The organism is Anabaena sp. PCC 7108 (assembly GCF_000332135.1).
Lineage (GTDB): Bacteria > Cyanobacteriota > Cyanobacteriia > Cyanobacteriales > Nostocaceae > Anabaena.
Map to the genome: position 1 here is coordinate 4022356 of NZ_KB235896.1, position 25042 is coordinate 4047397.

Annotated in this window: 19 protein-coding genes and 1 pseudogene; 9 read left to right on the forward strand and 11 right to left on the reverse strand. The window is 40.0% G+C overall.

From position 1 onward, the window contains the following. Positions 1-259, forward strand: a pseudogene (locus ANA7108_RS27665) (transposase); the annotation flags it as partial. 74 nt (positions 260-333) lie between these two features. Here ANA7108_RS27665 and ANA7108_RS29045 read toward each other — a convergent pair. From ANA7108_RS29045 to trxB, 3 genes are all read right to left on the reverse strand, one after another. Then, positions 334-507 carry a glycosyltransferase gene (locus ANA7108_RS29045; RefSeq protein WP_016952382.1) on the reverse strand — a complete coding sequence of 58 codons (174 nt, stop codon included), beginning with the start codon at positions 505-507 and terminating at the stop codon, positions 334-336. Positions 508-688: 181 nt separating this feature from the next. Then, a complete protein-coding gene (locus ANA7108_RS30310) occupies positions 689-850 on the reverse strand; it encodes a hypothetical protein (protein WP_016952383.1) in 162 nt (53 codons plus the stop codon). A 163-nt stretch (positions 851-1013) separates the two neighbouring features. Further along, entirely contained in the window at positions 1014-2372 is a 1359-nt protein-coding gene (trxB, locus tag ANA7108_RS0118920; protein ID WP_016952384.1) for a thioredoxin-disulfide reductase, read from the reverse strand. Between the two features lie 308 nt (positions 2373-2680). Between trxB and ANA7108_RS0118925 the strand changes: the two genes are divergently transcribed. From ANA7108_RS0118925 to ANA7108_RS0118940, 4 genes are all read left to right on the forward strand, one after another. Continuing rightward, on the forward strand, positions 2681-6076 hold the full coding sequence (locus tag ANA7108_RS0118925; protein WP_016952385.1) for a phycobilisome rod-core linker polypeptide: 3396 nt from the start codon (positions 2681-2683) through the stop codon (positions 6074-6076). Between the two features lie 347 nt (positions 6077-6423). Then, positions 6424-6909 (forward strand): allophycocyanin subunit alpha, encoded by a 486-nt coding sequence (apcA, locus tag ANA7108_RS0118930; RefSeq protein ID WP_016952386.1) that lies wholly within the window; start codon positions 6424-6426, stop codon positions 6907-6909. Positions 6910-6977: 68 nt separating this feature from the next. Next, positions 6978-7463 carry an allophycocyanin subunit beta gene (gene apcB / locus ANA7108_RS0118935; RefSeq protein ID WP_016952387.1) on the forward strand — a complete coding sequence of 162 codons (486 nt, stop codon included), beginning with the start codon at positions 6978-6980 and terminating at the stop codon, positions 7461-7463. Between the two features lie 218 nt (positions 7464-7681). Next, entirely contained in the window at positions 7682-7888 is a 207-nt protein-coding gene (locus tag ANA7108_RS0118940) for a phycobilisome linker polypeptide (protein ID WP_016952388.1), read from the forward strand. A 172-nt stretch (positions 7889-8060) separates the two neighbouring features. Here the strand turns inward: ANA7108_RS0118940 and murQ are convergent, their stop codons facing one another. Beyond that, positions 8061-8990, reverse strand: coding sequence for an N-acetylmuramic acid 6-phosphate etherase (murQ, locus tag ANA7108_RS0118945; RefSeq protein WP_016952389.1), 930 nt, complete (start codon positions 8988-8990; stop codon positions 8061-8063). 63 nt (positions 8991-9053) lie between these two features. Beyond that, positions 9054-9497, reverse strand: a complete 444-nt coding sequence (locus ANA7108_RS0118950) for a DUF3110 domain-containing protein (protein WP_369750743.1) — start codon at positions 9495-9497, stop codon at positions 9054-9056. Between the two features lie 213 nt (positions 9498-9710). Between ANA7108_RS0118950 and ANA7108_RS0118955 the strand changes: the two genes are divergently transcribed. Continuing rightward, a complete protein-coding gene (locus ANA7108_RS0118955; protein ID WP_016952391.1) occupies positions 9711-15188 on the forward strand; it encodes a translocation/assembly module TamB domain-containing protein in 5478 nt (1825 codons plus the stop codon). Positions 15189-15471: 283 nt separating this feature from the next. Here the strand turns inward: ANA7108_RS0118955 and ANA7108_RS0118960 are convergent, their stop codons facing one another. Genes ANA7108_RS0118960 through ANA7108_RS0118970 form a run of 3 tightly spaced genes read right to left on the reverse strand, consistent with a single transcriptional unit; the run spans position 15472 to position 18367 of the window. Beyond that, positions 15472-15861: a COG3650 family protein gene (locus tag ANA7108_RS0118960; protein ID WP_016952392.1), complete on the reverse strand. Its 390-nt coding sequence runs from the start codon at positions 15859-15861 to the stop codon at positions 15472-15474. A gap of 43 nt (positions 15862-15904) precedes the next feature. Further along, the gene (locus ANA7108_RS0118965) at positions 15905-17407 is read right to left on the reverse strand and encodes a cryptochrome/photolyase family protein (RefSeq protein ID WP_016952393.1); all 1503 of its coding nucleotides are present in this window, start codon (positions 17405-17407) and stop codon (positions 15905-15907) included. Between the two features lie 21 nt (positions 17408-17428). Continuing rightward, positions 17429-18367 carry a carbohydrate ABC transporter permease gene (locus tag ANA7108_RS0118970; RefSeq protein ID WP_016952394.1) on the reverse strand — a complete coding sequence of 313 codons (939 nt, stop codon included), beginning with the start codon at positions 18365-18367 and terminating at the stop codon, positions 17429-17431. 40 nt (positions 18368-18407) lie between these two features. On the opposite strand from ANA7108_RS0118970, the gene ANA7108_RS0118975 reads away from it, so the two are divergent. Together ANA7108_RS0118975 and modA are read left to right on the forward strand one after the other, a co-directional pair. Continuing rightward, on the forward strand, positions 18408-19046 hold the full coding sequence (locus tag ANA7108_RS0118975; protein ID WP_026104307.1) for a GIY-YIG nuclease family protein: 639 nt from the start codon (positions 18408-18410) through the stop codon (positions 19044-19046). Between the two features lie 358 nt (positions 19047-19404). Continuing rightward, entirely contained in the window at positions 19405-20199 is a 795-nt protein-coding gene (modA, locus tag ANA7108_RS0118980; protein WP_026104308.1) for a molybdate ABC transporter substrate-binding protein, read from the forward strand. Positions 20200-20401: 202 nt separating this feature from the next. Here the strand turns inward: modA and ANA7108_RS0118985 are convergent, their stop codons facing one another. Beyond that, positions 20402-20851: a phosphate-starvation-inducible PsiE family protein gene (locus ANA7108_RS0118985; protein ID WP_016952397.1), complete on the reverse strand. Its 450-nt coding sequence runs from the start codon at positions 20849-20851 to the stop codon at positions 20402-20404. Between the two features lie 174 nt (positions 20852-21025). Here ANA7108_RS0118985 and ANA7108_RS30575 point away from each other — a divergent pair, with 174 nt between their 5' ends. Further along, a complete protein-coding gene (locus tag ANA7108_RS30575) occupies positions 21026-21181 on the forward strand; it encodes a hypothetical protein (RefSeq protein WP_192815417.1) in 156 nt (51 codons plus the stop codon). A 281-nt stretch (positions 21182-21462) separates the two neighbouring features. Here the strand turns inward: ANA7108_RS30575 and ANA7108_RS0118990 are convergent, their stop codons facing one another. Continuing rightward, entirely contained in the window at positions 21463-21858 is a 396-nt protein-coding gene (locus tag ANA7108_RS0118990; protein WP_016952398.1) for a response regulator, read from the reverse strand. A 43-nt stretch (positions 21859-21901) separates the two neighbouring features. Beyond that, positions 21902-24829, reverse strand: a complete 2928-nt coding sequence (locus ANA7108_RS0118995) for a response regulator (protein WP_016952399.1) — start codon at positions 24827-24829, stop codon at positions 21902-21904. Positions 24830-25042 lie beyond the last annotated feature (213 nt).

Consider the following 25042-nt stretch of genomic DNA (forward strand, 5'->3'; position numbering starts at 1 on the left):
GGAATTGTGGTTAGCTCGTGATATTGTTACGGATAATCCTCTTCCTTGGCAGAAATCTCAGGGTCATTTGACCCCTGGAAGAGTTGCTCAATCTATGGGTGGAGTTTTTGCGGCCATTGGTACTCCCGCCTCTGCACCCAAACCTCGCGGAAAGTCTCCTGGTTGGGAATCAGGAAAACAGCGTCACCGTAAAAACCCCTGCCCCATTGTTAAAAAAACAGTAACACGACCACGTAAAGAACCATCAGTTACTGTTTAATACCTAAGATTATTCATAGTTTTACGAAGTCTCTGATTAACTCAGCCCTCCTGAGTCTTTTTTCATGCCTTAGTCTAAACTCCAGTAACCCCTGAAAACGCTCTAACTATCTCTGGAGAATTATCCTCTGAACCATCATCCACAACAACAACTTCTGATGGAGGATCTTCTTGAGATAAAACAGATTCTAGAGTTTGACGAATCCATTTTTCTCCATTGAATAATGTGATAATAACGGCAACATCCATAGATTTATAAACGGTTTAATTTTATTCAGCAAAACCTGTATATCTTAACATTAATTGTCACTGCCAGGACTTATGCAACTAGCACATTAGAAAGGTGCGTCAGACTGTATAAATCCAGTCAATAAGCAGATTTTTGATATCTGACGCACCCTACAATAGATTTTTGGTGTGACACGCAGCTTTAGTCATAACTGACTAGTAGTCTGTCAAGAACTAATTGACGGGTAAATAAATCTTCCTTCTTCCTTCTTCCTTCTTCCTTCTTCCTTCTTCCTTCTTCCTTCTTCCTTCTTCCTTCGCGCTCTTTGCGTTCTTTGCGGTTAGTTACTTCTTTATCCGTCATTATGTATTTGACAGACCACTAGCTAGTAGGATTTGAGGAAAAGAAAACAGAGAGATCGGTTGATAATTTTTTCATTGTAGAGACGATAATTTCTACTCATGGAACGTCTCTACAAGAATTCTGGATAACGGATATTTAAACAAAAATCGATGTTTAATGAAGTCTACAAATTACCCTCTATCAATTGTCGATATTCGCTTTTTTGCTTCACCCCTTTAACTTCCTTCACTAGTTCTTGATTTTTAAATAGTTGCACCGTCGGTGTGCCGGTAACTCCAGCATTTTCAGCAATATCTCTATCTTTGTCAATGTCGATTTCGACAAAATGGATTCTACCGTCAAATTCATCAACCACTTTATTTAAAATAGGTTTGAGTGTATGGCAAGGACCACAACCAGGAGATACATATTTGACCAACATCAAGCGATCGCTCTCATGGAATAATTTCCTTAAGGCATAACCACCTTCATGGCGTGTTGTTTTCAAATTAAACTCCGCTGCTGTTTCTGTTTTTTTATCTTCTGGTTGGGCTTCCAATTCCTGACTCTGGATTTGATGAAACTCTTGAATTAAACCTTTCCCAGATAACCACCGTTCCGCTAACATCGCCGCCATACAACCAGTACCCGCCGCCGTAATAGCTTGGCGAAATTCATGGTCTTGCACATCACCAGCAGCAAATACCCCATCTATACTAGTCTCTACGCCACCATCTTTAGTAATAATGTACCCCACCTCATCCAATTGTAATTGCCCTTGAAATAAGCTAGTATTGGGCTGATGACCAATGGCGTAAAATAAACCCTTGGCAGGTAATTCGCTCACTTCCCCAGTTTGATTATTGCGGACTTTCACCCCAGCCATCTGACCATTTCCAAAGACATCCACAGCCTCTGTGTGCCAGTGTACTTGAATTTTCGGATTACTCAAAACCCGGTCTTGCATTGCTTTAGAAGCCCGCATTTTTTCCGAACGCACCAGCAAATTCACCTGATCTCCATACTTAGTTAAATAAATTGCCTCTTCCGCTGCTGAATCACCTGCACCAATTACAACTAACTCTGCACCACGAAAAATTGGAGTTGCACCATCACAAATTGCACAAGCAGAAATTCCCCGACTCCAAAATTCATGTTCGCTAGGTAAACCCAACCGCTTGGCTGTTGCACCAGTAGCAATTACCAAGCTATGCGCCTTTACTTCCCTTTCTTGGGAACGGATAATAAAAGGGCGCTGACTCAAATCAACTGAGATCACATCTTCCGTATATAATTGCGCCCCCCACCGTTCCGCCTGGGCTTTCATATTATCCATCAGTTCCGGCCCGGTAATACCTTGGGGAAAGCCGGGAAAGTTCTCAACTTCTGTCGTTGTCATCAATTGTCCACCCGGTAAACCTCCAGCTTGGAACCCTTCAAAGACAACAGGTTTTAAATTAGCACGTCCTGCATATATAGCCGCCGTATATCCTGCTGGACCAGAACCGATAATTACCAAGTTTTCTACTGTAGGTTTAATCATGACTATTATACAAACTCATAACGACTACGCTTAATTTATAATAACACAACTGATATCAACTCACTTAATTCCAAAATACACAAATGAATTTCCCCCTGACTTGTGCCAATCACCTAATTTAGATTACAGATTCGACATACTTCTTAATAAACTAGCAGCGTAAACGCAAAACGTTCTAATCTAAAAATTAACTGGGTTAATTTACTGGGTTTTGGGGGCGTAACATTCATAAACACGTAAATATGTCAAGCCTCAGAACAACCCAGACTTAACACATAAACTTATTTATTAGGAGTTTTAGAAATCCAATGAGTGTTAAGGCAAGTGGTGGAAGCTCCGTTGCGCGTCCGCAACTATATCAAACATTACCAGTAGCGACTATTTCCCAAGCGGAACAACAAGACCGCTTTTTGGGAAAAGGCGAACTGAGTGAATTGGGAAGTTATTTTGCATCTGGTGCAAAGCGTTTAGAAATTGCCCAGATTCTCACAGAAAATTCCGAGATCATCGTCTCTCGTGCTGCTAACCGGATTTTTGTCGGTGGCTCACCAATGGCTTTCTTAGAAAAGCCCCAAGAGCGAGAACTAGCAATGGTTGGCGCTGGTGGGATGAGTGTGCAAGAGGGCATGGCACTAGGAACTGTTACCTACGTTGAAAGTCGTGGTGGTTTCTTTGAAAACCTGCGTTCTATTTTCAATACTTCTGCCAGTGGACCAGCACCTGTAGGCTTTAGACCCATTAACGTAGCTCGTTATGGGCCTAGCAACATGGCTAAGAGCTTACGGGACTTGTCCTGGTTCTTGCGTTATGCTACCTATGCGATCGTAGCTGGCGATCCTAACATCATCTCTGTCAACACCAGAGGTTTGCGGGAAATTATTGAAAATGCTTGTTCTGGAGAAGCAACCATAGTAGCTTTGCAGGAAATCAAAGCAGCAGCTTTGTCTTATTTCCGTAAAGATGCCGCAGCCACAGAAATTGTGACTCAGTACATGGATGTGTTGCTGACAGAATTCCAAGCCCCTACACCTTCAACCAAAGTCCGTCAACGTCCTTCCGGCGACCAACAAGGATTACAACTGCCGCAAATTTACTTTAATGCCGCAGAACGTCGTCCCAAGTACGTTATGAAGCCAGGATTGTCTTCTAGCGAAAAGACAGAAATCGTCAAAGCGGCTTATCGTCAAGTGTTTGAGCGCGATATTACCCGTGCTTACAGCTTGTCTATTTCTGACTTGGAATCCAAAGTTAAAAATGGCGAAATCTCCATGAAGGAGTTTATTCGTCGTCTTGCTAAATCTCCCCTTTACCAAAAACAGTTTTATCAGCCTTTTATTAACAGCCGGGTAATTGAGTTGGCTTTCCGTCACATTTTAGGACGGGGTCCAAGTAGTCGTGAAGAAGTGCAAAAATACTTCTCCATTGTTTCCAAAGGCGGTTTACCAGCTTTAGTTAATGCCTTAGTAGATTCCAACGAATACAGCGATTACTTTGGTGAAGAAACAGTTCCCTACCTTCGGGGTCTGGGTCAAGAAGCTCAAGAATGTCGCAACTGGGGACAACAGCAAGACCTCTTTAATTACAGTGCGCCTTTCCGTAAGGTTCCTCAGTTTATTACAACTTTTGCTGCTTACGAACAGCCATTACCCGACCAACATCCCTACGGTTCTGGTAATGACCCCTTGGAAATTCAATTTGGGGCGATTTTCCCCAAAGAAACCCGCAACCCCAGCAGCAGCCCTGCACCCTTTGGTAAAGATACCCGCCGGATTTTGATTCACCAAGGACCTGGTATCAATAACCAACTCAGCAATCCTCGTGCTAGGAGTGTAGCTCCTGGGACTTTGGGCGCAAAGGTGTTCAAGTTAGACCAGTTACCTGGAACTATTGGCAAAAAAGCGGCTACAGGTGCAAGTGTTAAATTCTCTGAAAGCTCTACCCAAGCGGTAATTAAGGCTTGTTACTTGCAAGTTTTCGGTCGTGACGTTTACGAAGGTCAACGCCTGAAAGTTGCAGAAATTAAGCTGGAAAACGGCGAAATCACTGTCCGCGAGTTTGTCAAAATGTTGGCGAAGTCGGATTTATTCCGCAAGATGTACTGGACTTCTCTCTATGTCTGTAAAGCCATTGAGTACATTCACCGTCGCTTGTTGGGTCGTCCTACTTACGGTCGTCAAGAAAACAATAAGTATTTTGACATTGCTGCTAAGAAGGGCTTCTATGCGGTCGTTGATGCCATCATTGACAGTGAAGAATACAGCCAAGCATTTAATGAAGATACAGTTCCTTACGAACGCTATCTAACGCCTGCAGGTGTGTCTTTACGTCAATTGCGCGTGGGTACTATCCGCGAAGATGTGGCGAATGTTGAAAAACAAGAAACACCTCGCTTTGTGGAATTGGGTGCAGTTACAGAAATGCGGACTGAGCCAGATATTGATTTCCGCATGAACCAAGGTGTTAGCAAGCAACGTGAGCAAACCAAGGTCTTTAAGCTGACAGCAGTTAGCAATGACAAGATTGCTGCTGAAACCGTGATTAGCGGTGCTTACCGTCAGATTTTTGAGCGTGATATTGCTCCTTACATTTCTAAGAACGAATTCACAGTTCTAGAAAGTAAGTTGGTGAATGGTGAAATTAGTGTTAAGGAATTTATTCAAGGTTTGGGTTACTCTAATCTGTACCTGAAGGAGTTCTACACACCTTACCCCAACACCAAAGTAATTGAGTTGGGTACTAAGCATTTCTTGGGTCGCGCCCCTATTGATCAGGCAGAAATTCGCAAATATAACCAAATTTTAGCTACTCAAGGTATTCGTGCCTTTATTAGCGAGATGGTAGATAGTGCGGAATATCGTCAGGTGTTTGGTGAGGATACTGTTCCTTATCGTCGCTTCCCAACTCTACCAGCGGCTAACTTCCCCAATACCGAGAAGCTTTACAACCAGCTAACCAAGCAAAATGATGACGTGGTTGTTCCTAGCTTTGAAACTCTGAAGCCACGGATTAAAACTGAGAATACGCCAATGTTAGCGAATGCGATCGCTGATTTGGCGACTCAAGCCAAGAAAATCGACAAGAGCAACCCCTTGTTTATTGAGTTGGGTCGTTCTTACAACGATGGTCGTGGTCAGTCTGTAGAAGTTGGTGTGGGTACAAGTCGTCGCAAACCAGCTCGGATTTACCGCGCTACCACTGGGACAAATTCCCCAGAAACCAATCAGGTAATTAATGCTATCTACTGTCAGGTAATGGACGTATTTAGCGGGCAAGTACCTACCTATTTCCGTCGTTCTGAATTAGATAGCAAATTACGTAACGGTGAAATTACCGTCCGTGAGTTTGTCATCGAACTAGCTAGTTCAGATATCTATCGCAAGCGTTTCTACACTCCCTATCCCAACACCAAGGTGATTGAATTCCTATTCCGTCACCTATTGGGTCGCGCACCAGCTACCCAAGGCGAAATCCGTCAATATAACAAATTATTGGCCGATAGCGGTTTAAGGGCTGCTGTAGAGGCAATGGTTAATAGTTCTGAGTATGCTCGGTACTTTGGTGAAGATGTTGTACCTTACAACCGCTATCCTTCCTTACCAGCAGGTAACTACCTTGGTAGTGTACAGGCAGCAGCAGACTTGGTTAAACAATCCTGGTCTAGCTTATCCCCCGCTGTTTTAACCGGTCGTCCTAGCAACAGATAGGCAACAGGTGACAGGTGACAGAAGAAGCAGAGGGGCAGAGGGCAGGGTGCAGGGGAGAAGTATTTTCCCCCTTGCTCCCTGCTTCCTGCTACCTTTCCTTTTTTCTGTTCCCTGTTCCCTCAGAATGAGCAAATCTGAAAATTAATATTACAAAGTGTTAAGAGCAGCAATAAATGCTCAACATAATGCCGGACAATGTTTTGCGGAAGGTAGTTGAGTTTTCAGCCTTATCTAGTTGTATCGAGTCTATCTGACTCGCAATGTGTATAAGATAGAAAAACGCTATCAACCAATTAAAGTCTTACCAGTTTCAAAGCTGGTGTCATTAGTTTTGGAGGAATCCATTAATGAGTATCGTCACGAAAGCCATCGTGAATGCTGATGCAGAAGCTCGCTACCTCAGCCCCGGTGAATTAGATAGAATCAAAGGTTTTGTTGCTGGTGGCGCACAACGTCTCCGCATCGCTCAAGTATTGACCGAAAACCGCGAGCGCATTGTTAAAGGTGCTGGCGACCAACTATTCCAAAAACGTCCTGATGTTGTTTCCCCCGGTGGTAACGCTTACGGTCAAGAAATGACAGCTACCTGCCTGCGTGACCTTGACTACTACCTCCGTCTCGTTACCTACGGAATCGTTTCTGGTGATGTTACCCCCATCGAAGAAATCGGTATCGTTGGTGTACGCGAAATGTACAAATCTTTGGGTACTCCCATTGATGCAGTTGCTGGTGGCGTTGCCGCTATGAAGAACGTTGCTGCTACTCTGTTGTCTTCTGAAGACGCTGGTGAAGCTGGTTCTTACTTCGACTACGTTGTTGGTGCAATGCAGTAGGTTTTAGCTGTTTAAGAAGCTCAAACTAAAACTGTGGCAATAAGGTTGGAAATAAGGAAAAAACAACAATGCAAGACGCAATTACCTCCGTTATCAATTCTTCAGACGTTCAAGGTAAGTACCTTGATACCGCTGCTCTCGAAAAGCTAAAAGGCTACTTCGCTACTGGTGAACTGCGCGTTCGTGCGGCTCAAACCATCAGTGCTAACGCTGCTGCGATCGTTAAAGAAGCTGTAGCTAAGTCCTTGTTGTACTCTGACATCACCCGTCCCGGTGGTAATATGTACACCACTCGTCGTTACGCAGCTTGTATCCGTGACTTGGATTACTACTTGCGTTATTCTACCTACGCTATGTTGGCTGGCGATGCATCCATTTTGGATGAGCGTGTATTGAACGGTTTGAAAGAAACTTACAACTCCTTGGGAGTACCCGTAGGCGCTACCGTTCAAGCTATCGGCTCTATGAAGGAAGTAACCGCTAGTTTGGTTGGTCCTGACGCTGGTAAAGAAATGGGCGTTTACTTCGACTATATCTCCTCTGGCTTGAGCTAGGAGTTACGTTTGCACTTAGTAATTTAGGTGCGGCTTTATTAAGGTCTGGAGATCAATCATGATTGCTAGAAGGTTCTCTTGCTAATTGATTGTAAGTGTTATCAGTCTAGTATTGATGGTTGATTCCCAGCCTTGGAAAGATTAATTAAAGATTTGCACTCAAGATTTTTGAGATAAAAATAAAGTTTCGCCAAACAATATCAGGAGATTTCAAGAATATGTCCCGGTTGTTTAAAATCACTGCTTGTGTTCCTAGTCTAACTCGTACTCGCACCCAACGCGAATTACAAAATACTTACTTTACTAAGTTAGTTCCTTATGAAAACTGGTTCCGTGAACAACAACGGATTCAAAAAATGGGTGGCAAAATTGTTAAAGTGGAATTGGCAACTGGTAAACAAGGTATGAATACTGGTTTGTCTTAAATTGCTATCAACCAAAAATTATTTGATTTAATGCTTAAGAGGCCTAAAAAGACCTCTTTTTTATTGATGTGTTGATACTAGGGTTGAGGGCTAAAGCCCTCACTACAAAAGTTTAATGATTGAGGTTGCTATATTTTAGTTACTTATCAAAAAAAACCTCCGCATCTCTTCTTCAATCGGTTGGCTTTTGTTGTTTATAACTGTCAACAGCAGCCCGAAGATTACCCTGTTGTGCAGCTAAGAGTTGTTCACCCGTTTCCTTATCTAAATCAGTCCAGTGCATTAACAGCGCTAACTTCACCCATTTGCCACTACGTTCCAGTAAGAAACCAGCTGCTTCTCGACTTAAACCAGTGAAATCTTGTAAAATTCGTAGAGCGCGATCGCGTAATTTTTGGTTGGTGACGGCGACATCTACCATGCGATTACCATAAACTTTACCTAGCTTCACCATGACCCCCGTAGAGAGAATATTTAAAGCTAGTTTAGTGACAGTACCAGCTTTGAGGCGGGTAGAACCAGCGAGAATTTCTGGGCCAGTTAACAGACGAATGTCAATATCTGCATCAAAATCTACTTGTTCAGCAGGAACACAGGCCATAAAAATAGTCATTGCCCCCCGTTGACGGGCAGCATTTAATGCCCCGTGAACATAAGGAGTTGTACCTCCAGCAGTGATACCGACTACTACATCCAATTGGGTGATTTGTCGTTGAGCGATCGCACTTTCTCCATCTTCTGCCCGGTCTTCTAAATCTTCGGAACTCCTTACTAGTGCGCCAGCACCACCAGCGATAATACCCTGTACCAACTCTGGAGGCGTGCAGAAAGTAGGTGGACACTCAGCCGCATCTAATACACCTAATCTCCCACTTGTCCCCGCACCAATATAAAATAAACGTCCGCCTTCATGAAGCCGATCTGCTGTGCGTTCAATAGCTGCTGCTAACTGAATTTTAGCGGCTGCGATCGCGGCTATTGCCTTTTGGTCTTCGTTATTAAATAACTCCACCAATTCTAGAGAGCTAAGTTGGTCTAAATTCAGACTATTGGGATTTACCTGTTCCGTCAGGAGATGCCCGCGTTCCTGCAAGTTTGTCATTTTTTACTTGTCCTGTGTCAGTTGTCAGTGGCCAGTTGTCATTTACCAATGACTAATGACTAATTACAATAACCCTTCTAGTCGGCGACGAATGCTGTCTAAATCAGAATCAGGTGTATCCTGTGCTGCGGTAGCAGATGGATTGGGGTAGAAGGAATCTTCATCAGTATCCACTGTTTCGTTCTCCGGTTGCCAGTCGGTTTGTTCGACATTTACTTCTGGTGGAGTGACTACCAAATTACTATTTTCTGGAATCAGTTCCCAGTCATAATCAGCACTTGCACAAAATTCCTGAATCTCCTCAGCATTCATCACCTCGACTGTTGGTGAGGCAAAATCCTGTGCTTCTAACATCAGAGCATAGCGTGTCGCGTCATCTTCTGACTCAAACATGAGAATTTTATTGCGTCCTGCCCCTGACAGCCCCGCTTCAGGATTACTAGTCCAAACTGTGTGAATCCCCTCGTTATCAGTCCCGACATTGAAAATTAATACAAAAACACGCATCATTCAGCCTTTAATCTCAAGTTTATATTATTCCCATTAAATCAGTAAGCAACACCAACCTAAAGGTGCTGGGCTTTAGCTCAGTTGATCAGCACATAAATAAGTAACAGGAAACTAAATATCTGGATACTGGAAGTTGCATAGTTGTTAAATATAGTGTAGTTATTAAGAGTCGGTTGTTAGCGACATCCGGCAATTTAAGATTTAAAACCTATGTCTAACTCTACCAATCAAGATTCTCATCCTCCGATCAATAACCCTAAGCATCTGTGGTTGATCATATTGAGTCGTAGTGGCCTTGCTTTAGGAGCATTGTTGCTGCTGGGAATTATCGTCGGTATCTGGCGGTTGCGGGATTTTGTGCAAACTGAGTTAGCACCATTGGCAGAGAAAAATCTTACCTCTACCCTCAACCGTCCAGTTAAACTTGGACAAGTAAAAGAATTTTCTCTGATGGGGGTAAAATTTGCCGCTTCGGAGATTCCTCCTACATCTACGGATTCAGATCGGGCGACTATAGAAGCAGTAGAAGCAGGTTTTGACATCTGGCAATTAATTGTTAACCGCCATCTGAAACTGGATGTCACTTTAATTAACCCAGATGTGTATATTCAACAAGATCAGCAAGGTCGCTGGATTACCACTAAGATAGCCCCAGGCGGCAAAAGTGGTCTAATTAAAACTGATTTAGATAAATTGCGCTTTCGTAATGGCAGGATTGTATTGTTGGCGCATCACGGCAGAATAAAAGAGGCAAAAGGGCAAGCATCAATGCCCCAGTCCTCAGCCCCTGTAGTATTTTCAGGACTAAATGGAACTTCCCAACTGGTAGAGAATAACCGCCTGATTAAGTTTGAGTTAGCGGGAAAACCAGACAATGGTGGCAGCATTTTCCTTCAGGGAAATATCCGCGCCCAAGCAAGTTTAGAAGGTAAGTTAAAGCTGCAAACCCAAGATTTATTGGCCGCAGATATTACTAATTTGATTAAGTTACCACTGACTTTACAAGCTGGTCGGGTCAATGGTGATTTGCAAATTCAATTGATACCAGACAAGGAAACTTTATTAGATGGTACTGCTGCTTTGCAAAACGTGACCATACAACTAGCAAAAGTACCACAACTGTTAAAAAATACTCAGGGTAATATCACCTTTAAAGGACTGGCAATACAGTTAGATAATGATGTAATTACTAGCTACGGACAAATTCCCTTGGTGGCTAGAGGTGTGATTGACCGAGAAAAGGGTTTTCAGTTGCAAGGGCGTGTGAATGCGGTGAGTGTATCCAAAGCCCTGGAAACTCTCAAGGTTAAATCACCTTTACCTGTGAGTGGAGTAGTCAAAGCAGATTTGCAGATAGTTGGAGATATATCTAAACCTGTTCTTTCCGGGACTGTTTCTAATCTGAAAACTGCCCAAATTGATAAAGTTGATTTTCGGAAAGTTAGTAGTAAGTTTGAGCTTTCGACTTTTGACTCTCTGATTACTCTCAAGGATATTCAAGGTCAATCTACATTGGGAGGAGAGATTAGAGGTGGGGGAACTATCCAACTTGGTAAAACGCCACAAATAAATGTTAATTTTACTGCCAAGAATATTCCAGGGGATGCGATCGCTAAACTCTACAATATTACTTCAGGATTTCCCATCGGCAATGTCTCCGCCACAGCCGCACTCACTGGTGCAACTGATCAAGTCCAAACTCTAGTTAAATGGCAAGCACCAAAGGCTAAATATGCCGCTACTGGTGAAACTATTATCAATCCAAACCGCACAGTTACTTTTCGTGATGTGGCTGTTAATGTTGGTGGTGGTATAGTCCGGGGTTATGGTAATTACGATTCCCAAGGTTGGCAAGCTGTAACTCAAGCCTCTGGTGTGAAATTAACACCATTTCTGAACAAAGAGCAACTAGAAAATATCTCTTTGGGAGGGGCAGCATTTAACGGTCGTTTACTGCTATCGGGAACTTCAGGACCATTTAAACTGACTAATATTCGCCCAGAGGGTGCAGGTGTTGACATTGCTGGAGGGAGAATTGCTATTTCTCGTCTGCAATTGCAAGACCAAAATTTTATTGCTGAATTAACAGGCCGAGGTGTACGTTTAGGGCAAATATTAAAACAGTCTCTCCCCATTTTAAATAACCCATTGGCAGGTAAGTTCACGATTGCAGGGAATACAGAAAATTTCAGCCTCAAGACTTTGGGTGGTGTGGGTGAAGGTAGCCTCACGGTTGGTAATGGGACAATTACAGCTAAAAATATTCAACTTAGTAATGGTCGCTATCAAACACAACTTAAAGTTGAAAATGTACCCTTACAGTCATTACCAGCGGTTCCACCCCAATTAAACGGTAGATTAGCAGGTCAGTTTAATGTTGCTGGTTCCCTTGAATCTTTTCAACCGCAAACTATTCAAGCGAATGGTCAAGCCCGGCTAAATCTGGCAGGGGGAACAGTTACAGCCTCTAATATCCAAGTTGCTAATAATCGTTATCAAGGGATTATTACTGGATTGGGTGTGAACTTAAATCGCTTGAATAAGCAGTTACAAGGTCAATTTGCGGGTCAGTTACAAGTGGCTGGCATTTTCGGATCTGCTAAATTAGCTGATGTGCGTGCTGCTGGTCAGGTGCAGTTTAGTCAAGGTATTGGTGGGATTAATTCACCACTCAATGCAGCTATTAGTTGGAATGGTCAGCAACTGACAATTCCTCAAGCTAGAACTCCGAATTTGAATGCCAGTGGTTATATATTAGCCAATGCTCAACAACCGGGTCTACCGGAAATTACGCAGTTAAATCTCAACGTCCAAGCACAGAATTTTGATCTGCAAAAACTACCTTTGAAGTTTCCTAATGCTGTAAATGTAGCTGGGAAAGTGGACTTTAGAGGACAGGTGACAGGGAAATTGACAGCACCTAATGTCGTTGGTGTGCTGGGGTTACGAAATTTGGCAGTACAAAAATTTGCTTTTGAGCCGCTGTTATCTGGTAAAATCAACTTGTTCCAAGGGCGGGGGTTAAACTTGGATTTAGCCGGGAAAAGCGATCGCTTGGCTTTGAACTTCAACAGCAACAATAGCCCGAATACCTTTGCTATCAAGTGGCAGGAAGCATTAGCCACAGGTCAAGCGACAGGAGATAATTGGGCAGTTAAAGTCGGAAATTTCCCTTTACAAGCCTTAAATATACGTTTACCGCAGACAACCACTTTAGGTAATGCCGCATTAGCTGGGTTGTTAACTGGAGATTTGGAGATTAATCAAAAGACATTAGTAAGTAGAGGCAATATAGCGATCGCACAACCGCAAATTGGTAGAATCAAAGGCGATCGCTTCACCACACAGTTTAGCTACAACAAAGGTACAGCCAGCCTCAAAAATAGTGAATTTATCAAAGCTCAAAGTAAATACACCTTTGATGCTACTGTCAACCAAACCACTAAAGCCCCTCAACTGCAAGCAAAAATTAACATCAACCAAGGCAATATTCAAGATGTGCTGACAGTAGCACAGATATTTGAACTTCAAGATTTACAACGAGGTTTAGCAGCACCAACCTACGGTACATCCGCAGATTTAACCACTAATCCCCAAGGCTTATCCAATCAACCTTTATTCAATCAAATCCAGCGACTATCAGAAATTGATGCACTTCTAGCAGCACAAGAACAAACGCGGCTAGATTCCAAACTCATACCAGATTTGACAGATTTAAAAGGTATTTTTAATGGCGACATTGCCATCGATACTGCTACAGCCAATGGACTAGCAATACAGTTTAACTTACAAGGACAAAACTTTACTTGGGGTAGAGAAACAGAACCCAGTCGTTTCTATCGGGCAGAAACAGTAATTGCTCAAGGCAGTTTTGAAAAAGGGATTTTCCGCTTACAACCTTTACGCATTCAGTCCCAACAAAGGTTAATAGCTTTTACTGGTAACATCGGTGGTGAAGAACAATCTGGTCAATTGCGAGTTAATAATTTCCCCATCCAAATATTAAATAACTTTGTCAAATTACCAGTAGGAATTACAGGTAATCTCAACGGTACTGCCGCTTTAGCAGGAAGTATAAAAAACCCTCAAGCCAGAGGAGAATTAGAAATCACAGAGGGAACACTCAATCAGAAAAAAGTCGAATCAGCTACTGCAAGTTTTAGTTATGCTCAAGGTCGTTTAAACTTTGGAAGTAAAGTCTTAGCAGCTAGTCCCGAACCTGTAAATATCACTGGCAACATTCCTTATAAATTACCTTTTGCATCCGTAGAACCAGACGGAAATCAAATTAGTCTAGATGTAAAAGTTAAAAATGAAGGTTTGGCATTATTAAATTTATTAAATAACCAAATAGCCTTTGAAAATGGTGAAGGAGAAGTAGATTTAACTGTCAGAGGAACAAGACAACAACCTTTAGTTAAGGGAATAGCCTCACTCAACAATGCCACCTTTACTGCTCAAGCATTACCAGAAAAAATAACAAATGTTTCTGGAAAGGCAGAATTTGATTTTGACAAAGTATTAGTAGAAAATCTGCAAGGTCAGTTTAGCAATGGTAAAGTAGAAGCCGCAGGAGAAATCCCCATTTTTAATAGTCAAGATATTCAAGTAGAAAATCCCCTCACCGTTAATCTTGAAAAATTAGCCTTGAATCTCAAAGGATTATATCAAGGTAATGCTAGTGGGAATTTAAAAATTACTGGTTCCGTCCTTGAACCAGGAATAGGCGGTAAAATACGACTATCTAATGGTCAAGTATTATTAACAGAATTGAGTAGCTCTGACACATCTAAAACCAGTACTAATTCATCAAATTCTATAGTTAACCAGCAAAATATCACATCTGCTAGTAGTGGAATTATAAAATTAAATAATTTAGCACTAAAGCTTGGGAATAATATTCAAATTGCTCGTCCACCTGTTTTTAATTTCATCGCATCTGGTGATCTAATTGTAAACGGTTCTTTAAGTAACCCCATACCTGAAGGAACTATCAAATTAACTAAAGGTGGCGTAAATTTATTTACTACCCAATTCAATTTGGCTCGTAACTATCAACATACCGCCACTTTTAGAAGTTCAAGCTCTCAACCCCGCGACCCTGACTTAGACGTTAAACTATTTGCTAAGATATTAGATGTAATTCAGAGTAGTGATATCAATAGACAGAGTTCTACAGGATTAGCAGCATTAGAAACAGTTCGTGTCGAAGCAACTGTCAAAGGTCCTGCAAGTCAGATTAATGATAATTTGGAACTGAAAAGCAGCCCCTCACGCTCTGAAACAGAAATTGTCACTTTATTAGGAGGTGGGTTTGTAGATACCCAAGGACGTGGTGACAGCACATTGGGTCTAATTAATATAGCAGGTTCTGCTGTTTTCAATAACTTTCAGGGTACATTTAACCAGATTGGTGATGCTTTTGGTTTAAGTGAACTGCGGTTATTTCCTACTATTATTTCTGATAGACCAGAAGCTGGTAAAAGCACTTCTAGTTTAGAATTAGCATTAGAAGCAGGAGTAGATATTTCTAGTAAATTTTCCTTCTCTAGTATTAAGATTTTGACAGCTAGTGATCCCTTTCAATGGGGTATTAATTATCGGATAAATGATGAAATTCGGTTGCGTGCTTCCACAAATTTAACTGATGACAGTCGCGCAGTAATTGAGTTTGAAAGAAGATTTTAAAATAATTCGTAATAGTGCCTACGGCAGGCTACCGCCAACGTAATTCGTAATTCGTAATATTTCCTTCTGAAACGCTACGCGAACGTAATTCGTAATTTGGAAGGGAGTCGAATATAATTCAATACGGTTCAGTTAAGCCTAAATTTTTTTAAACCGAACCACAGAGGCACAGAGGACACAGAGAAAATAGATCAACAAGTTGTTAACTGAACTGTATTGGAATATAATTAACACAGATAAGTTTAGACTTCAGCAGACTAGGAATCGATCAATTGTGGCTGGATTATTTTTTCACAGCACAACCTTCTAAAACTTGATTACCCATAATAAAAATAGCTGAATATGAATATTTATTATCCGACATTGTATCACTGCAATCGTTCACTTTATTCAAAATTAAGATATTTCTTCCTTTTCCCTGGAGTTGATATACTCGCACTTTATCTATCGGTCTTCCTTGGGCTGGTAATGGTGCAGTATAAGGAAATATTTGTTGTTTTTCTCCTATTAACTTAAAGACAATTCCCTCTTTAGTAACAGTAATATTCCAAAATGGTTCATTACCTACAACCGTGAATTCTTCAATTTTAGATGATTTGGCAATACTCTGATCAGAAACTAATAGATTAGCCGCAATTCCCAAGATAGCTATAGAGGAAATTAAGTTTTTCATGGTTAGCAGTTAGTAATGAACTTTTGGTATTTATAACTATAGATCATTCCTGATTTATATGCCAATCTTTAGCTTGTTGATGAATAGACTGTAACTCATTTGATGACATTTTATCTAAATTCTTTAAAATAAAACTCATTCGTCCTTGAGTTTGTAATTTCGAGCGGTTTTTATCCAAAAAATTCCAGTAAAAGAAGTTAAAAGGACAAGCTTTTTCACCTGTGCGTTCTTTATAATTATAAACACAACTTTTGCAATAGTCACTCATCTTATTGATATAATTAGCAGATGCGGCATAGGGTTTAGATGCTAATATTCCCCCATCTGCAAATAAACCCATACCAATTACATTTGTTTGCATTACCCAGTCATAAGCATCAATAAAAGCTGCATGAAACCAATTTTCTACTTCTAGAGGTGAAAGTCCTGCTATTAACGCAAAATTACTTAATACCATTAATCTTTGGATATGATGAGCATAACCAGTACGTTGCACTTGAGTAAGAATTTGGTGCAAACAATTCATTTGGGTTTGACCAGTCCAGAAAAATTCAGGTAAAGATTGGGTGTGGTTAAACCAATTTTTTTCTGTATATTCTCTATCTACAAAGTGGTAAATACCATGCATATATTCTCGCCAACCTAACACCTGACGGATAAAGCCTTCTACACTATTTAAAGGTAATTGATGTTGTTGATATGCTTGTTCTGCTGCGGTAATTACTTCCAAAGGTTGTAATAAACCCAGATTCAAATAAGGAGAAAGTAAAGCGTGCCACATAGTTTCTTCTCCTGTTACCATTGCATCTTGGTAGGGACCAAAATCAGGTAAACGATATTGAATAAACCAGTTTAATATCTTCAGTGCTTGTTGACGAGTAACACCCCATAAAAAAGGTTCTACTTCTCCATAAGTTGCAAATGGTAAAGATTTAACTTTAGCAATTACATCCAGTGTAATCTCATCAGGTTGAAACCATTTTGCAGGTGGTGTATTTAACTTTCCTTTTGGTGGTTGGCGGTTTTCTTGATCTAAATTCCACTTTCCTCCAACTGGTTGATCTTTATCCATTAAAATTTGAAATTTTCGCCTTCCTTGTCGATAGAAATCTTCCATTAATAGGCGTTTACGATTTTTAGCCCAACCATGAAAATCTTCTCGACTCCACAAAAATTGATTGTTAGGAATAAGGTTAATTTGACAAGGAAGTTGCAAATTTTCAATTATCTGCATGAAAGGGTGATTATTGGGCATCATTACCCGCAGTTCAGTAATATGATAATCTCTCACCCATGTTTGTAATGGTGTAGTAAAATCATCCGCAATTTCATAACTTACTAAATAGCCTTTTTGCTGCAATTCTTCAGCGAAATGACGCATAGCAGACCAAACTAAAACTAGCTTTTGTTTATGGTATGCTCTCTCTTGAATATGGTTGAGTGACTCGATAAAAATTACAGGTGTTTTTTGGGTTGCTGAACAAGTTTGTAATGCGGCTTGTTGTTCCCAAAGTTGATCTCCTAATATCCAAACTCCTATAGACATTTTGATTTTATTACCTCAGGATTACATACCTAGATTATTACCATCTTGCTGATTGATAACTAATCGCAAAATTGATAAACTCAAAATAATTAAAAATAGCACCAAGCCAATAGTGCAAGCATAGCTAATTTCTAAATTACTAAATGCTTGTTCATACAAATAGTAAACAATAGTTTTAGAACTATTGAGCGGACCTCCTCCAGTCATAATATAAACTTCTTCAAACACCTTAGTAGCTGAAATCGCCGAAATTACCGCAACTAAAGCTAAATAAGGCTGCATTAAAGGTATAGTAATATCCCAATGTTTACAAATACCATCAGAACCATCTATTGCCGCAGCTTCATAAACATCAATAGGAATTGATTGTAATCCCGCTAAATAAATTACCATGTAATAACCTAGACCTTTCCAAATAGTTACAGCCATTACACTGGCCAAAGAAATTGGTACAATTCCTAATATTTTGGCGGGACTAGTTAACCAGGGAATTCCCTCAGGAAATATACCTAAAGTTTGGAAAAATTGATTTAGTAAACCATTTTCTGCATACAACCATTTCCAAGCTATCCCAGCGACTACCATAGAAATTACAACTGGTGTATAATATGCAGTTCTAAACCAATTCATGCCTCGCAATTTTTGATTTACCAAAATTGCTAAAATTAAAGGAGCAATTACTAAAATTGGTACGACTCCAACTAGATAGAGAAATGTGTTTTCTAAGGTTTTCCAAAAAACTGCATCTTTCCATAAACGCAAGAAATTAGCAAAACCTACCCATTTAGGAGGTTCGCCAATATCTTGGTAGCTAGTAAAACTAAGGTAAAAAGCTTGTATTGCTGGATAAAAAACGGTTAATCCTAAAATAATTAAGGCGGGGAGTAAAAATAAATAAGGCGTTAATCGCTGTTGAATAAGTAGCCAATTTTTAGGCGTTATGGGCGTTAATTTATTCATATATATTATTCTCAATAGAATACTTCAAACAATAACTGTCATGGAAACTCAAAACAATTTGTCAATTGAACATCAAAATGTACCTGTTGCTCACCAAGGACTACATAATTTTTTGTATAGTTCTGAGGATGAACACACTGCCACTGACGTGAGTATAACGCCACAGACGGCAAATGATGAGACAGAAATTATTTCTTTAGAAGCCTGGCGGGCAATTGCAACTAATGCGAAGATTGCAGGCGTGTATGCAGTGTTGGATAATGAACGTTGTACGCAGTACATTGGCTATTCCCGTAATGTGCTGCTTTCGCTTAACGGCCATGTTACCCAAAATGGCCACCACAAGTGTGCTTTTGTACGTGTCCAACCCTTCAAATTTCCCAAACGGCAAGAAATGGAAGATTTACGCAATGCTTGGATAGCAGAACTGGAGACTATTCCCAGTGGTAATGCTGGTGAGGGGGGAATGTGGGCGAGTACCGTAGGTGAAGTTGCTAAGTCGGTAATGTCAGACACTGAACGCCAAGCTTATGAGGAGAAAAAGCTAAAGTTGCGAAAAGCAATGGCAGATACAACTCTTTTCAAAGAAGCCGAAAGGGTAGATGTAAGTGAAGTTACTGTGAAGAACGATGATTGGAGTGCAGTGATTAATGCACAGACTCAGGAAACTAAGTCTTAAGGAACTGCTAATTTTGATGGTGCGTTATGAAAGCCTAACGCACCAATGATACATCTGATATCATGTCCGGTTAAAGACTTATCATTAGGGCTGACGCGGAGACGCGGAGAGTTTTTTTGATAAGCAATTAGCCGGACTTGATATGATAGCTCAAATCCTTAATACCAACTTTATAGGTAAATTTAACCAATTAAATTGGTATTTATCATCTAACAACACACAATATTTTGCATTATTTTGAATTTATTTCTCTTTCTTAACAGAGTTACCAGTTTTATTGGTAAAAATATGATATTCTTGGTAGAATTCTACTGAGTGTTAATTCATGAGCCAAAATTTATCTACGCTTAGTTTCCTAGTGAAAAGAAGAAGATTTTTAGTTTTAATTACTACAGCATTAGCTACCTTACTACTTGCAATTGGCTTACCAACCTTAAGACCTTCTGCTGTAGTAGCGCAGTCTAATAATAATTTGCTTATTTCCGCTGCTGCTAGTTTAAAAGACGTAATGGAAGAAATTAAGCCCCTTTACCAGCAAACTCAACCAAACGTCAATATCAGTTATAACTTTGGATCTTCCGGTGCATTACAGCAACAAATCGAACAAGGTGCGCCGGCGGATATGTTTATATCTGCGGCTAAAAGACAAGTAGATGCTTTAGAACAAAAAGGACTATTAGTTCCAGGTACTCGTCATATCATTGCTAAAAACCGTTTAGTCTTGGTTGTACCGAATAATGTTGTTGGTGTCTCTAGTTTCTACAACCTTAAAGACGCAAAAATCAAAAAAATTGCTATTGGTGAAACTAGAAGTGTACCCGCAGGACAATATGCTAAACAAGTATTAGAAAAGTTGAAAATTTGGACACAGGTGCAATCAAAACTAGTTTTTGCTAATAACGTGCGCCAAGTTTTAGCATCTGTAGAAAGTGGTAATGCTGATGCAGGTTTAGTTTATGCTACTGATGCCAAAATTTCTAATCAGGTAAACGTTGTAGTTGCGGCAGATGAAAAATACCACTCTCCCATTATCTATCCATTAGCAGTTTTAAAACGCAGCAAAAAAATTGATTCTGCTAAAGAATTCTCCCAATTTTTATCTACTAATCAAGCACAGGCTGTATTTAAAAAATATGGGTTTATTTTACCTTAGTCGTAGCTATAGCAGGTGACAGGTGACAGCCTGAAAAGTCTTTTGATGTCTAGGTTTTATAATCAATTAGTGTCTTAACCGCCTTGTCTGTTGCTATAAAAATCAAACACTTTTGCCCAGATTAAAGATTCCTGCATGATTCAAAAATGCAGGAATAATTTCGGATTTATTGTCTAATCGACATCCGCTGTCAATATAATCCTTAATCTTCGCCAATTTTGACGTGTTCAAACAACTTAGATATCCAAGGAATAGCAACAAAAATTCCAGTCAATACTAATAAAAATACAGAAATTCCCAAAATTTGCTCACGGGGAATTTCTAGCACACCTCGTAAAATTATCTCACGTAAAGCAGAAACAATAGTAATTTCTACCGCTGCACCTACAGATATACTATGCTCTTGGATATAATCAATCAAGAGTTGAAATAATTCCACAAGTATCAAGATAAACAAAATATCAGATGTTACTTCCCGTAAATCAAGTGGATGTAAAAATGAGAGAAACATATCTCCTAATCTGATTAGCATCACACAGAATAAGCTTACACATAGAGAGATAACGATAATGTCTTGAAAAATTTCTAAGTTCTGTACAATTCTATCTCGCTTAAACCAACTATTTACTTCTACCAGAATACGTTTTGGCATGATTGCTCCAGTATATCTATTTTTATGTATGTTAATAACATTAAATTAAAATTAGAATTTACAATGTTTATCTAGAGCATTAATGAATTATTTGTCATGATCTGAACCCATTTCTACTTGTTGTAAAGTTCTTTCTAATTCACCTTGTAAAATTGCTAAAGGAGTTTTTAATTCATGTCTGCATCACCAGTAAAACGAGATGCTTATAGCAATTCCCATTCAAGTGAGGTACAAGCAGTAATAATTAAACGCAGCGAAAAGTTCCTCGAAGCCGGGTTTCCCGGCGTAGGAAACTTTTCAAGACAGATGGACGCAGATAAACGCAGATAATTTTGTACTTCATTAGACTAGGAAATGCTATATTTAAAACTGCGTTCTAATCGTGCTAACATTTGATTAAATTCTTGAATCAGTTCTAAAAATTCTACATCTGTAACATCTTGATGAACTTGTTGATTTAATCCATCAGAGGTGTTTCAAAAGTTTTGAGGGGTCGAAATTCAGGCGATGGCTATTTGAGTAAATTAGTATAAATCGATTTCAATAGCAAAATCCGGTAGACCGTGGAAAGTTAAACGGGAGTGGCATTTAAATAATTCTATAAGAGGTTATTATTCTTCTACTTCTCCAAAACTCCAACCTAAAGCCGCTGCTACTTGACCAGCTAATTCTAGCGGATTAAACGGTTTAGCGATCGCACTCTTGATCCCCAATTGAGTATAGCGACGACGATCAGTAGCTTGGATTTTCGCAGTTAACAAAATCACTGGAATCTCTTTAGTTGCTGGATTTGCTTGTAAATTTTCAAAAGCAGCCAGTCCATCCATATCTGGCATCATCACATCTAGTAAAATTGCATCTGGTTGGTAAATCTCAGCTTGTATGATTCCCTCTTTTCCAGAACTTGCAGTTACCACTTCCCAAGCTGCGACTGTTTCTAAACAAATCTTCGCTACTTCTTGAATGTATAGCTCATTATCAACTACTAGAATTCGCTTTGTTGTCATTTTATTAATTAAGAATTACGTTTTATTAATTACGGATTACGAATTACGAATTATCTGTCATTTTGTGCAACAAATACATCACCCGTTGTTCAAATTCATGATTTATAACTCGTCCTTTAGTCAAAAATTCCGTATTTCCTAATTCCTCACCTCTAGCAGATGTAATCACTCGATATCCTCCTTGTTCTAACAAAGTTTGTAACTCTGTGCGAATCACCGCATCATCATCACAAACTAACACGAGAGGATAGTGTTGATTGATAATGATTGGTTCTGAGGTAGTAGACTGTTCCGATTCTGCACTGTAGGGAGTGACTAAAATCGGCAGTTTCACATAAAAACTACTACCTTCATTTAAAACACTTTCTACCCAAATACTACCACCATGTTGCTGGACAATACTTTTGCAAATTGCCAAACCTAAACCAGTTCCCTCGTGATTGCGTGAATCTGAAGAATCAACCTGTTGAAAGCGCTCAAAAATACTGTTGAGTTTGTCGTTGGGGATTCCCCGACCTTGATCCTTAATTGTTAACAACACCTGATCTTCTTGTTGTTTTGCTATTAACCAAACCTTAGCACCAGAATGAGAAAATTTAATAGCATTACTCAACAAATTCGTCAAAGTTTGAACAATGCGATCTGGATCAGCCCAGAGTTGAACAGGTAAGCTAGAAATTGATAAACTCACCTCAGCCTTAGCTGCTAGAGGCTGCATAATATTCACTGCTGAAGCAATTAACTCCTCCATATTGCAGATTTCTTGCTCCATTTTTACCTTACCTGATTCAATTCGCTCAATGTCGAGAATATCGTTAATTAGCCTGACCAAGCGCTCAGTACTATCAGTAGCAATTTGTAGCAAGCGTTTCCCCTGCTCTGAGTCTGTTGGTAGCAAACCACTAGCTAACATTCCTAAAGAACCATGAATTGAAGTCAGAGGAGTACGAAGTTCATGACTCACCACAGACACAAACTCATCTTTCATTCGTTCCACTTGCTTGCGCTCAGTGATATCACGCAAAATGACGGTATATACACATTCCTGATCAATATCTAATTTAGAGATAGAAGCCTCTGACGGAAACTCAGTTCCATCTTTGCGACGACCAAATATTTCGCGTCTTTCACCCATTCTTCGGGCTGGACTGGGAGATTTACCAAAGTCCACCACATGATGACGATGTTGTTCAGCAAAGCGCACTGGTAATAGTAAATCCAGCTTTTTACCTAAAACCTCTTCCGACAAATAACCAAAAATCTTTTCTGCACCTTGGTTAAATAAAGTAATTTGCTGATTGCTATCAATAGAAATAATCGCATCATCAGCAATCCCCAAAATTCCTTCAAAGCGAGTTTGGGAAACCCGCAAAGCTTCCTGTGTTTGCAGTCTCTCATCCAGTTCTGACCGTAAATGATGATTAACAGTCATTAACTCCGCTGTACGCTCTGCTACTCTTAATTCTAGCTCGTCATTAACTTTATGCTGGGTTTGAGTCATGCGCTGTCTGAGTTTCACCCGTTCTAAACGGTTGATAATTCTAGTTACCAGTTCGGCTCCAATGATGGGTTTGCTAACAAAATCATCAGCACCAGCACTAAACACCTGATTCACCATTTCTGTATCGTTATGAACAGTGAAAAAGAGGATAGGTAACTCACTCCATTGGGAATCGCTGCGTACTATTTGGCAAAGTTCAATCCCGTTGTTATAGGGCATTTCTACATCTAGAATTAACATATCTGGCTTTTCAGTTTCTAGAGTTACCCAAAACTGACGAGGGTCACTCAGAGAAATAACCCGAAAACCCCAAGGTGTGAGTAAGGTTTGTAATAATGGGAGAATTTGCGGGTCATCATCTACAACCAAAATATTTGCTTTAGCGGCTTCTGGAGATAATTCTTCACCCACAACTAAGGAATTTTGATGATTTTTAGCTGTTGGTAGGGATAGGTTTTGTTGATCTTTGCTTTCGATTTCCTGACGCAGTAGGTTGACCAAATTTTGTAAATTGTTCGTATCAGTGGCATGGAAATTTTTAGCAGATTTCAGTATCTTCTCAATTTTTCTGGCTAATTGTGAACCCAAAGGTAAACCAAAAGTTCCTAAAGAACCTGCTAAGGTGTGTGCTTCTTGGGCGGCTTGTGAACGTAATTCTGGGTTTAAAGTTGGCTGTGCAGCTTGTTCTATGATGTTCACTTGTTCATTAACCCGCCCTCGAAAACGTTGCCAAATATCTGCAATGGCTGTGAAAGTTGGCTGGGATTTTAAATGGGATTGTAAATGAGTATCTTCTTCCAGTGCTTTGAGGCGATAGCCAATTCCATATACTGTTTCTATTAAATCACTGTTAGCGCCTACGCCTCTCAGCTTCATTCGCAGTCCTTTAATATGGGTACGAACGGCTTCTTCTCCTGGTGTGTCTTCATAGGACCAAAGATGATCTAAAATCATGCCACAGCTAAATACCCGGCGATGATTTCGCAAAAATAATTCTAATAGAGCATATTCTTTAGGTGTGAGTGAGAGTAAATTTTGGGCATAGGTGACTTCACAGTTACTCGGATCTAGTTTTAAATTTCCCCACTCTAGGATAGGTTGTGCAGTTATACTACCTCGGCGTAATAATGCCCGGACACGTGCCACTAATTCTTCTTGATCAAATGGTTTAACTACATAGTCATCTGCACCTGCATCCAAACCGATGGCTTTGTCGTGAGAGCGATCGCATCCGGTTAATAATAAAATTGGTACTGGCCGACCACTAGACCTAATTTTCCGACATAAACTAATACCGTCCAACTTCGGCAGCATTACATCCAAAAGAATTAAATCATAATCGTAAGTTGTGATTAAATCCCAAGCTGCATCTCCGTCACTCGCTACTTCAACGGCATAATTTTGGTCAGTGAGAACCGCTGTGAGTGCATAGGCATTTAATTCATCATCTTCAACAATTAATATCTTCATCTTCAATGCTTCCCTGATGTAATACTTTTAAAAGTTGGATATAAAGCAAACCATTTTATATTAGAATGAGTGATGATTAATTGTCCAGAACTCAAATAAGTTTCAGATTATATCTGAGGTATTAATTTAAGTTAATTTATTTAAAAATATATCAAGCTTAAGATATATGGTAATAGGAATGCTTTTAAGAAATAATGTCGATAGTCTCAATTA